Annotated in this window: 14 protein-coding genes and 1 tRNA gene; 5 read left to right on the top strand and 10 right to left on the bottom strand. The window is 55.2% G+C overall.

The features are described 5' to 3' along the window. The first annotated feature begins 152 nt into the window (after window positions 1-152). Both H1B37_RS30015 and H1B37_RS30020 read left to right on the top strand, forming a co-directional pair. Window positions 153-938: an SDR family NAD(P)-dependent oxidoreductase gene (locus tag H1B37_RS30015; protein WP_182870976.1), complete on the top strand. Its 786-nt coding sequence runs from the start codon at window positions 153-155 to the stop codon at window positions 936-938. A gap of 195 nt (window positions 939-1,133) precedes the next feature. Then, window positions 1,134-2,375, top strand: a complete 1,242-nt coding sequence (locus H1B37_RS30020; protein WP_182870977.1) for an EAL and HDOD domain-containing protein — start codon at window positions 1,134-1,136, stop codon at window positions 2,373-2,375. A gap of 118 nt (window positions 2,376-2,493) precedes the next feature. On the opposite strand, the gene H1B37_RS30025 is transcribed toward H1B37_RS30020, so the two are convergent. The 5 genes from H1B37_RS30025 to H1B37_RS30045 form a co-directional block, all read right to left on the bottom strand. Then, the gene (locus tag H1B37_RS30025; protein WP_182870978.1) at window positions 2,494-3,195 is read right to left on the bottom strand and encodes a DNA alkylation repair protein; all 702 of its coding nucleotides are present in this window, start codon (window positions 3,193-3,195) and stop codon (window positions 2,494-2,496) included. Window positions 3,196-3,199: 4 nt separating this feature from the next. Beyond that, window positions 3,200-4,564, bottom strand: a complete 1,365-nt coding sequence (locus H1B37_RS30030) for a GDSL-type esterase/lipase family protein (RefSeq protein ID WP_286178366.1) — start codon at window positions 4,562-4,564, stop codon at window positions 3,200-3,202. 195 nt (window positions 4,565-4,759) lie between these two features. After that, window positions 4,760-5,497, bottom strand: a complete 738-nt coding sequence (locus H1B37_RS30035) for an SDR family oxidoreductase (protein ID WP_220498446.1) — start codon at window positions 5,495-5,497, stop codon at window positions 4,760-4,762. 126 nt (window positions 5,498-5,623) lie between these two features. After that, window positions 5,624-6,643: a hypothetical protein gene (locus H1B37_RS30040; protein WP_182870981.1), complete on the bottom strand. Its 1,020-nt coding sequence runs from the start codon at window positions 6,641-6,643 to the stop codon at window positions 5,624-5,626. After that, complete coding sequence (locus H1B37_RS30045) at window positions 6,640-7,521, bottom strand: hypothetical protein (RefSeq protein ID WP_182870982.1); 882 nt, start codon at window positions 7,519-7,521, stop codon at window positions 6,640-6,642. The genes H1B37_RS30040 and H1B37_RS30045 overlap by 4 nt, the downstream gene beginning before the upstream one ends. Window positions 7,522-7,864: 343 nt before the next feature. Here H1B37_RS30045 and H1B37_RS30050 point away from each other — a divergent pair. Further along, window positions 7,865-7,938: transfer RNA gene (locus H1B37_RS30050), tRNA-His, on the top strand. A gap of 119 nt (window positions 7,939-8,057) precedes the next feature. On the opposite strand, the gene H1B37_RS30055 is transcribed toward H1B37_RS30050, so the two are convergent. Both H1B37_RS30055 and H1B37_RS30060 read right to left on the bottom strand, forming a co-directional pair. Continuing rightward, a complete protein-coding gene (locus H1B37_RS30055; protein WP_182870983.1) occupies window positions 8,058-9,356 on the bottom strand; it encodes a tyrosine-type recombinase/integrase in 1,299 nt (432 codons plus the stop codon). 60 nt (window positions 9,357-9,416) lie between these two features. Beyond that, window positions 9,417-9,866, bottom strand: a complete 450-nt coding sequence (locus H1B37_RS30060) for a hypothetical protein (protein WP_182870984.1) — start codon at window positions 9,864-9,866, stop codon at window positions 9,417-9,419. A 409-nt stretch (window positions 9,867-10,275) separates the two neighbouring features. Here H1B37_RS30060 and H1B37_RS30065 point away from each other — a divergent pair, with 409 nt between their 5' ends. Together H1B37_RS30065 and H1B37_RS30070 are read left to right on the top strand one after the other, a co-directional pair. Further along, the gene (locus H1B37_RS30065) at window positions 10,276-11,166 is read left to right on the top strand and encodes a hypothetical protein (protein ID WP_182870985.1); all 891 of its coding nucleotides are present in this window, start codon (window positions 10,276-10,278) and stop codon (window positions 11,164-11,166) included. A 194-nt stretch (window positions 11,167-11,360) separates the two neighbouring features. Continuing rightward, complete coding sequence (locus tag H1B37_RS30070; protein WP_182870986.1) at window positions 11,361-11,612, top strand: hypothetical protein; 252 nt, start codon at window positions 11,361-11,363, stop codon at window positions 11,610-11,612. A gap of 127 nt (window positions 11,613-11,739) precedes the next feature. On the opposite strand, the gene H1B37_RS30075 is transcribed toward H1B37_RS30070, so the two are convergent. From H1B37_RS30075 to H1B37_RS30085, 3 genes are all read right to left on the bottom strand, one after another. Further along, window positions 11,740-12,000 (bottom strand): hypothetical protein, encoded by a 261-nt coding sequence (locus tag H1B37_RS30075; RefSeq protein WP_182870987.1) that lies wholly within the window; start codon window positions 11,998-12,000, stop codon window positions 11,740-11,742. Then, window positions 11,993-12,424 carry a hypothetical protein gene (locus H1B37_RS30080; protein ID WP_182870988.1) on the bottom strand — a complete coding sequence of 144 codons (432 nt, stop codon included), beginning with the start codon at window positions 12,422-12,424 and terminating at the stop codon, window positions 11,993-11,995. The genes H1B37_RS30075 and H1B37_RS30080 overlap by 8 nt, the downstream gene beginning before the upstream one ends. A gap of 8 nt (window positions 12,425-12,432) precedes the next feature. Continuing rightward, window positions 12,433-12,877: hypothetical protein (locus tag H1B37_RS30085; protein ID WP_220498445.1), on the bottom strand; the 445-nt coding region annotated here is incomplete at its 5' end.

The raw sequence follows: 12,877 nt of genomic DNA on the forward strand, positions 1-12,877 counted from the left end.
AGGTCGGCACAGGGCAAAACTTGCGTTTGGCGCGGCGAGTTCGGAGAACACAGCGACTCTCTGACCGATCGCATGGGATACCCGCAAACGAAGCTGACATGAAAGACTCGTGTTTTTGAAACGCTTGCTCCCAACATTGATTGGAACCGATCATGAACGACTTGCACGGCCGAAAGGCATTGATCACCGGCGGAACCCAGGGCATCGGTGGGGCAATCGCGATCGCGGTCGCCGAGGCCGGTGCGGACGTGTTGTTGGTCGGTCTGCGTCGCGATGCGGCGGCGGAACAGACGCTGCAGCAGTGCCGCCGGCAGGGTGTCCGGGCAGAACTGGTGCTGTGTGATCTTTCGCGCGAGCCCGGCGAGTACCTGGATTCGTTGATCGCAGAGATCGACTCGGTGATGCCGGAGATCGATTTGTTGGTCAACAACGCCGGCACCTACATCGACGTGCCGTTTTTGGAAATGGACTTCGATCGTTACCTGACCACCATGCACCTGAACGTCACCGCGGGCTTCTTTTTAACTCAGGCGATCGCCCGACGCTGGGTCGATGGCAACGTCCGCGGACGGGTCGTGTTCACCGGTTCGATCAACGGGTTGCTCTCCGAACCCGATCACACGGCCTATGACACCAGCAAGGGAGCGGTCGCGGCGATGGTTCGATCGCTGTGTGTGTCGCTGGCGCCCAAGGGGATCCGGGTCAACGCGATGGCGCCCGGTCTGGTACGGACGCCGCTGACCGACGGTGCGATCGGCGACGACAACATGCGTCGATGGATGGAACTGCATACGCCCAACGGCCAGGTGCCGAAGGCGGATGTCTGTGCGGGCACCGTGGTGTTCCTGTTGTCCGACGCCGCCGAACATGTCCACGGCCAGACGATCTACGTCGACGGGGGGATGAGCATTTGGCAACAACCCGACGCACCGGAGTGATCGGCGCGGCGTCGCCGATGAGGGACGACGGACATCAGATCGGTCCGAACCGGGCGTGGCGACGCAATTCGTGACTTAAACTTCCACAAGTAGGGTCCAGCACCATCGTCACGTTGTGGCGACGGTCACCTGCATCGGTCCCACCGCGATAGGCCCCCGCTACGCCACGCCCTCACCAACCGAAATCGATCTGTCATGTCGACCTGTCCAACCGCACCCGGCGTTTCTTCCTCCTCGGCTGAGAACGCTTTCGTAGGACGTCAACCGATTTTCACGCCCGATCTGGACGTGTTTGCCTACGAGCTGCTGTTCCGATCCGGAGAGCAGAACGCGGCGATGATCACCGACGGCGATCGTGCGACGGCCAACGTGCTGTTGAACACGTTCACCGACATCGGGCTGGACACCATCGTCGGCTCGAAAAAGGCGTTCATCAATCTGACACGTAATCTGTTGACCGGTCGCAATCTCTCGTGCATGCCGGCGGACCGGGTGGTTTTGGAAATCCTGGAGGACATCCAGCCCGACGCGGATGTGCTGTCGGCGATCGCCGGTTTGGTGGAACAGGGTTACACGATCGCGCTGGACGATTTTGTCTATCGTCCCGAATTGGAACCGCTGATCGGCACGGCCGACATCGTCAAAATCGAGTATCCGTTGACGCCCAAAGAGGAACTTCCGGATCATATCGGAAAACTCAGAGCATTGGGCGTTCGTACGATCTTGGCCGAGAAGATCGAGACCCAGGAAGATTTCGAGCTGTGCAAGAGCCTCGGTTGCGATCTGTTCCAAGGCTACTTCTTTTGCCGCCCCCAAGTCATCAGCCAACGCAAGACTCAGGTGAATGTCGCGTCCGTCGTGCGATTGATGTCGGAGCTGCAGAATCCCGACATCACCATGAATGAAGTCGAAGGGATCATTCAAACCGACGCCAATTTGTCCTTCAAATTGCTGCGGTTCGTCAATTCGGCCAACGCCGCGACCACCCGGACGATCGATTCGCTGAAACAAGCCACGACCTTGATGGGAATCGCACGGTTGCGTTCCCTGGCATCGATGATGCTGATGACCAGCATCGACGAAGGCAAACCACAAGAATTGATTCGGCTGGCCATGATCCGCGGCAAGATGTGCGAATTGCTGGCCGTCGATGCGTGCGCCACACGACCGGATCGCTTCTACACCATGGGTTTGCTTTCGGTGATGGATGCGTTGCTGGACAAGCCGATGGAAGAAGTCATCCCGCTGTTGCCGTTGGCCGACGACATGAATGACGCCTTGCTCAACCGCGCCGGTGAATTGGGGCTGATCTTGCAAAGCGTCATCAACTTCGAAGCCGGCGAGGTGACGCCGCCGGTTTCATTGAGTGCCGAGCAGATGACGACGGCTTACCAAACGGCGCTTCGCTGGATCGCCGATTGCAAGATTAACGCGTAGTTTTGAAGTAGCCACGCTCGATGCGAGCGTGGTAAACGCAGGGGAGCCACCTTCTGGCGAAGGTGGCTACGTTGGAGCGGCGATTCAATTTTTTCTTACTCGCCAAATTCCACACCAGCTACAGCCCCAGCTTTTTCTTGAGATGTTCGCTGGTCAGATGCTTGACGACATCGAGCGGTTCACAGGCGTTGCCGCCTCCATAATCGACATCGACCGGGCCGATCGCTTTGGCGGCTCGCAGCGCGGCTTTGTTAAGCCGTTTGTTGCGTTTACCGATGCCCATCAAGGCGGTGTTCATGGACTCCCTGACCCACATGTCCTCCGCTTTGATTTCACGCTTGATCCGCTCGATCAACACCAGTAAGAACTCGTCGTCCATCCCCTTGGGGTTCTTTTTGGAGAGTTCATAGATCAGCGCGTAAGCACAGCGGCGGCGAGCCGGATCGTCGCTTTCCATCCAGTCACAGGCCAGATCGAACGCGAACGGGGTCTTGGCGAGCGTCGCGTCGCAGGAGGCGAACACGTGGGCCAGGTAACCGCCTTGCAACTGTTCGACTTGCTCTTCCGCCTGGGCACGGGTGATCTGTTTGGGGTCGTCAATCAACAGCCCGATGACCTTGGCGTCGTAGATGTTGGATTTCCACAATTGCAACGCCAGGGGATGATCGCGGCCGATCTGTTTGGCGATCTTGCGAAGCTGGGTCAAACCGATGCCAAAGCTTTTCAGATTGCTGTCTTTGACGCCGGACTTCTTCCAGTGCTCGACGCCGCGCTGGTTGGTGTTTTCCTTCAACAGCTTGATGACATCGGCCTTCTTCATCGGATCAACTCCCAAGATTACGCAGACGAATGCGTCGGTATTCGACTTGGCCGCGATCGCCTTCCAATCCGATCGGACCGGACTCGGGCACCGGGAAGGCGTCTTCGATCACTTCCCCGTTGCAGGTGCAGTGTGCCGACGTCCCTTTGACGGTAATGACCAATTCATTCCAGTCTCCGGCGCGGTAATTGTCCAGGTTGTTGTAGGGACCGGCCAAGGCGTAGTCGCGGCACTGCAGCTGTTTTCCGCGGATGAAGACGCCGCTGTCGGCCATCGGCGTGGCGCGAAACTCCAGGATCAGCTGGAAGTCTTCGTCGAACTCCCGAGTGGTCCATAATTGCTGGATCTTGCGGCCTTCGGGAGGCGTGGTGACGACCAATCGGCCGGCGATCGCACGGTACCGCCCGTCCGGCGTCGCTGTTTTTCCGTCAAAGGCGACGTCTTGTTCGACAAGTGGCCAGACCACCGCGCCGTTGGTTTTGGGGATCCAACGGTCGCGTGATTTTCGCATTTGGTCGGTCGTCCGCCGATAGCCCCATCCGCTCAGATCCGTGCCGCCGAACAAACTGACGGCGTCGGATTCGATCTTGAACGCATCCGCCTCGGTTTCGATCAATCCCAAGGTTGCGAAGATCGGACGTAATGCGGCTTCCCATTTGGCATAGCCGGCGGCATTGGGGTGCAGCAGATCAGGAAATTCGCTCGGCTTTGCATCACCGTTTTCATCGGCGAACAAGGTCCACGTGTCGATCACGGTGACCTGCGGGTCACCTTTGGCAAGCTCGCGATAGAGCCGGTTGAGCGCTTGGATTTTTTCGGCGGGGCGAGACTTCGTGGCGCTGCTGGGAAACACTTCGCACAACACGATCGGCATCTCGCGACTGTGTTTTTTCAGCATCGCAAGAATTAAGAGGGCGTTGTCGGCAATCTGCTCCGGCGATGCTTTTTCCTCCAAGTCATTGGTCCCCATCAGCAGTACGACCGCAGCCGGATTCAAGCGGATCACGTCCTCTTCCAAACGGTACAGCATGCCGCGAGTGGTATCGCCGCTGATCCCACGATTGGCTTTTCGCATTCCGGCAAGCGCGCCTGAAAAGTCATCGCGCCAGCCCTGGGTGATCGAGTCGCCCAAAAAGACGACCGCCCCCTGGTTGGCCGCGCGGTTGGCTTGGAACGTGGTCCGGCGCTGGTCCCAAACGTTTTTGAACCAGTCATAGCGGCGGACCGGCCCGGCGCCGGGCATCGCCTCGTCGGCCGGGATGGTGAACCGCCGCTGTGTGGGCTCCACGCGGTCTTGCGAAGATGCAGGCGTGCCGGCAGAAAAGGCGGCCGGGATCAAGACCAGGCACAGCAAGAGGGATCGCGTCATGGAAAGGGATCGCGTCATGAGCAGGCTTGGTGGATTTGGCGTGTCGTTTTTAGGTAAGAAGATTTTGGGGTTGGAAGATTTTGTGAAAGCAACACGGGCAACCGCCTGCCCCATTTTCTTACCTCCAAAATCTTCTCACCCCTATTCCGAACGCCACAGCATAGTCGAAGACCGGAAACGCGGTGCGTGGCCCGGCTAAACCCATTCCTGCTTGGTCGGCTTGATCACGACCTCGGGCACGTTGGCCCGCGGCGGTAGGGCGCAGATGGTCGCGACGACCGACGCGATGTCTTCGGGTTGCAGGATCGAATCCTTGTGTTCCTGTGAAACCGGGCTGGGGCGGTTTTCTAAGATCGGCGTGTTGACTTCGCCGGGATACACGTTGGTGATCCGCACGCCTTCCTCGCGAACTTCGTTGCTGATCGCCGTGCCCAGTGCGGTCATCGCAAATTTACTGGCGCAATAAACGACGCCGCCCAGCGAGATCGCCCGTTTGCCGGCGACCGAAGAGATGTTGACGACCAATCCGTCGCGCCGCGCACGCATCGCCGGCAACACCGCATGGATGCAGCGGTAGGCACCGGTAGCGTTGATCTGCATCACGCGGTCCCAGTCCTCGGGGACCATTTCGGCCATCGTCCGCTTTTGGATGTTGATGCCCGCACTGTTGACCAGGATGTCGGGGTCGCCGAAATGCGACTTCACGTCGGCGAAGAACGCGTCGATGCTGGCCGGATCGGCGACGTCCAACGTGTGGCAATGGATCGGGGTTTCCGAATGGACCGCGTCTGCGACGGCCTGAAGTTTCTCCAGCCGTCGGCCGCCGATCGCGACGCGGCATCCCGCTTGGGCGAGTGCCGTGGCGATTCCGGCTCCGATTCCGGTGCCACCGCCGGTGATCGCGACGATCTTTCCTTTCAAACTGCTCACCAGTCAAATTCCCTGTTGAAGGTAAAAAAGTTGGACGAACCCGAGCGGCTCGAAGCACACCGGGAACGCGATGGTAACAAATTGTAAGAATCCGCCAGACCGCTGAGCACATCGGCTCTGATGGTGCGTCTAGGCTTTCGTTGCCGTGCTTCCGCCGTTGAGCGATTTTGCCCCAATCACTCCGGCGGGGGTGCGGTGACTTTCTAAAGCTCCGATGGTGGTAGACACGATCCCCAGCGTCACGGCGTAGAGCAGGTTGGCCGACAGCAGGCCGACGACGACGCTCCAAGCCACCATGATCGCGACGCCGATTTTGCGTGTGGCCGGTTTCCAGGCCAAAAAGACCCCCAGTGGCAACGCGCACACGATCAATGCCGTCAACACCTCGTAGATCGCCGGCGTTTCGAAAAACGTCCCGATGACGTTGATGAAGCGATCTTCGGCGGGGGCCACCAACGCATACGCACCGGTGCCGTTCCACCAGACCGGGCTGGCCAGCAGCGTTGCCGTCGTGATCAACGCGACGAGGGTCGTTTGGACCGCCAACAGTCGCCCGGCCAGCGTCGCCCGCCAGCTGATCGGACCGGGGTCCGAGTCCGCCGCGGCTGGAGACGCGGAGGCCCGACCCGCCGGGGCGATCGCGACCGCAGCCAGTGAAACGCTCAACAAGGGCTCAACCGTTCCGGCGAGCAAAACGATCCGGTTGGCCCAGCCGACGAACCAGATCCAAAGCAACACGGTCGGCCCGCTGCCCACCCCGAAGGCCGCCAGTTTTTTCGGCGCGTTCCAACCGGCCAACCGATCACCGGCCGCCGCGAAAACCGCCAACGCGATCCCGACCACCAGGTACAGCCGATAAACCAACGCCGATTCGCCGAGTGACGATTCGCCGGTCAACGCGTCCCAGATGAACAATGGCGAGACCATCCAGCGGGCGTCGCCGGTCAATTCCGCGGTGCGAAAAAACGTCGCCAGATTCGAACTGGACGCCGGGGCACCGCGGGGCAGCCAGGTGTCCACGTCTCCCAGTGCCGAGGCGAAGTAGACAGCGGCGACCAGGCACAGCCCGCGACGCACATTCCGCAGCAACGCGATCGGTGACGGTGTGAACCAAAACTCTCTCCAGCGAGCGAAAGCCGTTGCCATCATGGCTGGATCGCCTCCCCGCCGTCCGCAGCAGCGTCCGCAGCAGCGTCCGCAGCAGCGTCCCCGGCAGCGTCCCCGGCAGCGTCCCCGGCAGCGGCTTCGGTTTCGACACCGGCCAGCGGGTCACGGGCGTACGTCGACAATCGCTTCGCGCCGATGGAAACCAGCCTCACCTGATCGCCGCTGCGAACGACCCGGGCCAGATACACCGGCGGTGCGGAATCGTCGGCGACGGTGGTCAACTGGGTGGGCAAACGCACCACGCGGACCGCATCGATCGACGGATCGGCCGAAATCAACGGCATCAACAAGGCGGCAGCCAAACTCGGGCGTTCCGATTGAGCCAGCGTCGCCGCCAGCGCCATCCAACGGCCGTAACGATCCGACGCCGCGAACCCCGCCGCCCCACCGGGCTGGACCGTCGTCCACTCGGTTTGGCGGTCGATCACCAGATCACCGTCTTGACCGGCCGACGCGAATTGCAGCCGATGGGGCTGCTCGTCGGGCGTGGCGTGTGCCAAATAAAATCGACGACCGTCGGCGGCAAAATGCGTCGAACGCAGGTACGGCGACGCCAGGTCCAACAGACTGGAATGGGTCGACGAGGGTTCGATCAGAGCCGAGTAGGACAAAAACAGCGCTGCCAGATGCACCAAGATCGCGGCGCTGATCAACCCGACCCAAAACGGGCCGGGGGGACCGACCGCACCGGCAGCCGTCAGCTCCGCCTGCTGGGCCGAATCCGCCGCCTCGGTTTCGGCCGCCTCGGTTTCCGCAGACTCGGTTTCCGCAGACTCGGTTTCCGCAGACTCGGTGCTGCCGTCGGGCGGCGGGTTGGAGGGACCGCGCGGGGTCTTTTTTGGAAGCTTGCGGCGAGCCATGGAGTTTAATGGAGCGAAAACGCTGTTTCGGGAAATCGGGGTGTTCGGGCGATAGATTACCCGCTGGTGGAGGATCCGAAAACGGACCGTGCAACGCGCCATTCGATTTGGGGGCGACGGAGAGAGTTGGAGCGATGGGGAAGCTGCCGAATCAGTCGCGTGCCAGCGCCCGTCGGACGTGAAACTTCGCCGGTTGAAGCGGTTTTTCCGCGGCCGCGGTGACGCGACCGGAAGAGAAAATTTTCGGACCGTTGACCGAACTTTCGACGGCGGATAAAGTCTTGAATCTCGTTGGCATTTTCACCGCGGAAACGTTCGCCGGATTTGCCACGTCACCATCGCGGTGGGTGTAGCTCAGCTGGTTAGAGCACTGGATTGTGGTTCCAGATGTCGCGGGTTCGAATCCCGTCACTCACCCTGTCTTTTCGTTCCGTAAATTGCCGATTCAACTCGGCATTGCCCCGATTCAGTCTAGAGATTGAGGCGGGCAGAAAACATGATGAGAACATGACTCGGCTTTAAAAAGCCTCGGAAAGTCAGAGTGCTGAGGCAAGCTGATTGGCAATCGCCGCCTTCCTGTCGAAAGTGTGGTGCTGGTAGCGTTGAGCCATTTGGTCGCTGCACCAACCCACTATCTCCTTAACGTCTGTCTTCGAATATCCGGAAGCTAGGAGGCGAGACGCGAAAGTGTGGCGGTACAAATGCCAGCCAGCAGCGTGTTCCCACTTCGTATCTTTCAGGGCGATGTTTAGGTGCTTAGAAAGGTAGTTCGCCTTCGCAGCCTCCTTTCTCTCGTTGAAGCCATTCTGGGTCATATGGTCGTCATCTGAGGTAAAGATGCACTCCTGCTCGGCAGGAAGTAACCGTAGTAGCCTTTCAAGGATTGGGGCGATTCTGTTGGGCAGAACCACTTTCTGTAGCAGAAGGTCTCTTTCCTTCCGCCCCTTGCGTTTCAGCAGCGTGACTAGCGGAAGGTCATCGGACAGAATTAAGTCCCTTCGTCTCACTCTCGCTAGCTCACTTCTTCTTGCCCCTGTCACACAACAGAAGTAGATGGTGGCGTAGAGGCGAATTGTGGCTAGAGTCCCATCAATGTAGAGAGACTTTTCCAGGTGGCTTAGCTGCTCCTTCAATTGGCTTTCCGTAAGGATGATCTGTTTAAACGCTCCCTCGGTATCTTGAGCAATTCCCAGGCGTTCTAGCTCGACAACCCTACGGTCAAAGTCAATCCAAGGGGTTAAATTGGATAGCTTATCTGGCTGAGCCACCCCATAGGTCACAGCGTCAAAAACCCGGTCATTTAAACCGGATTCTCCAAGGCTTTGGAAATGGCGAACAACCCGCTTCAGGGCACCTACCTTCACTTTCTGAGTTTGTACGCTTAGCTTCTTTCCCCGATTGGCTCCCTTCGTGATTGTCGTTTTGGAAAGCACCGTAACCCAATCCTGCAACCTCGATGCAGTAAGGTCTTTCAGCGGTAGGTCTCCAAAATGCTTCTTTGCTGGGGCCAAATCAAAGCCGTATCCCCGCGTCGTGTTCAGGGCTCGATTCTGTCCCTTCTTAAATTCAACAAAACGCTGGCAGGCTTCACGGACAGTGATAGCCTCTTGAGCTAGCCGAGGTTCTTTTCCAGTCTTGACCCAGGTTAGCTGGTCTTTCTTGGACCAGTCATGAAAAGAGTGGGTTCCATCCACCTTCACTTTGTCGACGCGAGATTCGATTTCTCTTAGAATCCGGTTCGCGTCCACCTTCTTCTTCGTTCTCGTTGAAAACGTAGAGTTCAAACCAAGGGATTGAATCGATATCGACCAGTCGCCTTGTTTGTTCTTTCGCATTGTCGCCATAGGAAACCTCTTTACAGGGGAGGGTTTAGTAAAAAGAAAAATAGGGGGCCGTTACTTGAGCGTCACATTTACAGGCTTTCCCTTCCCACCACCTTCAGTTTTGAAGGGTTCTAGGGCAGCATCCAAGAAATTACCGGACACATTGGTATTGAATTCGTCTTTGGCGGCTTTGAGAAAATCAGACTTCAGCACTCCACCTTTGTTTTTGCTTAGTTGCCCCCTCACAAACTCAATTTTGTCTTCGGTTGAAACTCTGGAGCGTTTAGGGGCTCCACCAGTTTTGGACTTTGAAGACTTGGGGGCACCGAACAGACCAGCTAGTGCGGAAACTTCGGATTGAATCTCGTTACCAAGTGCATTCGGCCCGACAAGCGCTACAAGCCTCTCTAGCTTTTCTCTGATAGAACGAACTTCATCGGCGATTTCAGATTGGTTGGCGGCAATGGCTTCTTCTAATTGGGCAGCAGCGGCCTCGATGGACAAAGCTTTTTTGGCATTCACGACATTTCTCCTAAGTCGAAATTTGGAAACAAGTCCTGCGAAAAATCAGGAAGGGCGTAAGCCCGATCTAGAAACAGATACAACACAAGTATACACTTCCACCGGCAAAGCGCAACCCACAAGTATACCTTTACGACAAAGACAAAACGCCCCGCAAGTATCCCCTTGAGACTTTCTCAGGATTCGATATTCTTATTTTGAGATCTTTTTTTTATGTGCATAGATAGAGTATATCTCTATTTGTCTTAGCCAAAGGGGATGGATCAGACTCCAGAGCCAGCAAAATTTGGGTTCCTGTGCTGGGAAGACTGGTAAAGAGAAGAGAGAGGGGGGTGGTAATCTAGTTCGTGTTCTAGGAAACTCTGGATTAACTAGCAGAAGACCAGTGGAGAATTGGGGTAGGCGGAGAATGGACGAAAGCACCGAGCAATTCAGACGCGCATTGCATGAACGGCACGCACAAGTCAAGAAGGCAGCGCTAGAGGCCGTAGAGAAGTGCCCCCAAAGCGATCTGGCAAAGTGCAAAGAGCACATCGTTGCATTCCAGCACGCCTCTGAGCACTTAAGAGCAATTTTGGCAGAACAGGACCAGCCGGGTTGGATTAGGAATGGAATAAATCTCGCGAAACCAGTCGAGGTCAACAGACCGAATGGTGGACTCGCGGGCCAGTTCCATAAATGGCTTTTTGAAAACTGGCACGTGGTCAAACAGCCGATTCAGACCACGCAAGCTAGCGAAGTTAACTTTGACAAAATATTCGCAGATGCACGGGACTCGTTGGGGATGCCGGCGCTTTTTGACAGGGTTGTTGATGTTCTTGAGCGGATCATAGCTTCAAAAGAAATCGACTCTAGCATCGTAAGCGACAAGCTCAACAAGCTTCGCGATGTATTGCGAGCAAACCGCACTGGATCGTTCACAGCGATCCTGGCGTCGATAAAGTGGGGGAGGTTGGTTCAACGTCTTTTGACGGGGTATTGCAAAGCCAATAATCTAGAAGGCCCGGTCTACGACGAATTTGGAGACGCCTTGCATGAAGCAGGAATGCAGTTTGAAAAAGTTCAGGATGAGGTAAGCGAATCCGCCCTTAAGACCCTGGTCGATGCTGGCGGATTGCGTTTGCTAATTGAACGCGGGATCGTCAATTCAACAGACCTTCAGGGCGCTCTGCCAGAAGGTTTTCTTGATGCCCCCACCAAATCCGCTGGATACATTCCAGGCGCAGGCAAGCCGGGATTAACTCACGCCTCTAAACTAGAACCAAGACTACAGGCTGAAGAAGAAAAGAATGAAGATTAATGCTGCCGATATGGCGCATGGGCTGTTTGCGCTGCCAAAATGGCACACACGTTAGGGTTAGTGGCTTGTGAACAGGTTGGGATTAAAGATTTCAACTCCACTTGCCTTTGCTTTGCTATGCCCACAGTTTACAAGGCAAGGTTTAGTAAAGATAAATACAGTATATGAGAACTAGCGGGTGTAGCGGAAACCCATTGAAAACCACTGTTTTAGAAAAGAAAAAGAGAGAAATTAAAGAGAAAAAGTGGCCTTTTAGACAGAAAAAAAAGGCCATTTACGGAGAAAAGCAGGGACGTAGAGAGAAAAAGTGGGCTCAATCGCCGTCATCAAAGAAAAAGCCACTCAGACTGGGAAGTATGAAAAACCAGAAAGAGCGGCTAAAACTAGGAGACTTTCCTAGGCGTCATCAGTCTTGTAGAGGTATAAATCAAGACTTTTGTATTTAAAAGGGGCTCTAGTCAAGGCAGCGACCAAAGACCCCTAAAGGAGATCCGATATCAGATATCGAACTTTTACCAACAACGAGTCGGTAGGAGATTCTAGGCCGATTTACTAAACCTAGGATTGTTTTGTTTATTTAAGTTTCTCTAGTTCATTGAGCAGAAGCCGGATTGATTCCAATATCGCATTCTTCTTTTGGTTCTTCTTTTTTCCAGAAACGATCCCTGATCTTTTCCTAAACCCACCGATTGTGTTACAGATGTAACCATCGCTGATGGTTTGATTGTGTCTCTTAGCAAATACGTTTTGGATGTGCTTTGCGGTGGGCTCAGCGCTAAGTTCTGCTTTTAGTTCTTTGTAAATAGCCACTAACCTTTGTTTCTTATCACGCATTCAATCCTCCTAGTGCTGTTTCTAAGCAATTCATGATTAACTTTGGTGGCTTAGCACGTAGGTCTACAAGACACTTTCCACTCGTCACGCTGTATTTGAAATTCTCACAGTTCAAAAGCGTATAAAGCAATTCCGATTCAACCTTTTTCCAAGACTGGCGTTGTTGGCCTTTTTGATTTGTTTTGATTGACAACTTGAATGCTATGTCGTCTCTTAGGCCATTTGCATTAAATATGACAATATCTCTGACTCGCCTTAGGTTTTTGTCTAGTAGCGCCAAAAGCTTTTCTGGCTCACGAGGTAAGCTTACCTTTACGAACTCCCTCCATTCATCCGTTTTAATCAATGCGGCGTTAAAACCGTCGACAGGACCGTTGTGTTGCCTACTATAAGCTTCTTCTTCATTTAGTTTTTCTGTTAACATCTGTACTCCTATTGCTGGTCTAGTCTCAGCATCCCTGGGCATTCACCAATATGCGTTGGCTCTGCGATTTTGAGAAGTTCCCTGAACATCGCACTTTCAGAAAGACCTTTCTTCACAAGTTTTGCAGCGTGACTTTCTTCAAATCTTGCCCAAGCTTTATCGTAGACGGTTTCACTAGCTTCGCCCCTTGCAGTAAGCATTTCGTGCATTTGCTCGTCAACTGACGATGCTGAAGCATTTCTTTCTTCTTCTGCAATAGCCTTACCGGCATCCATAAGTTTAGACATTGAAGTTTCGAGTGATGACACCGTAGCTTTTTCATGCTTCGGAAGCATCATTTCGTGCATTTGTTTCATCTTTCTCTCTTTGGTTAGTGTCTCTAATATATAAATACACGAGAAATGGACCACTTTAGAAAGAAATCTTGACATTTTTTTTGCTGGGATGAGGGAA

It is taken from the genome of Stieleria mannarensis, from assembly GCF_014154935.1.
GTDB lineage: Bacteria > Planctomycetota > Planctomycetia > Pirellulales > Pirellulaceae > Stieleria > Stieleria mannarensis.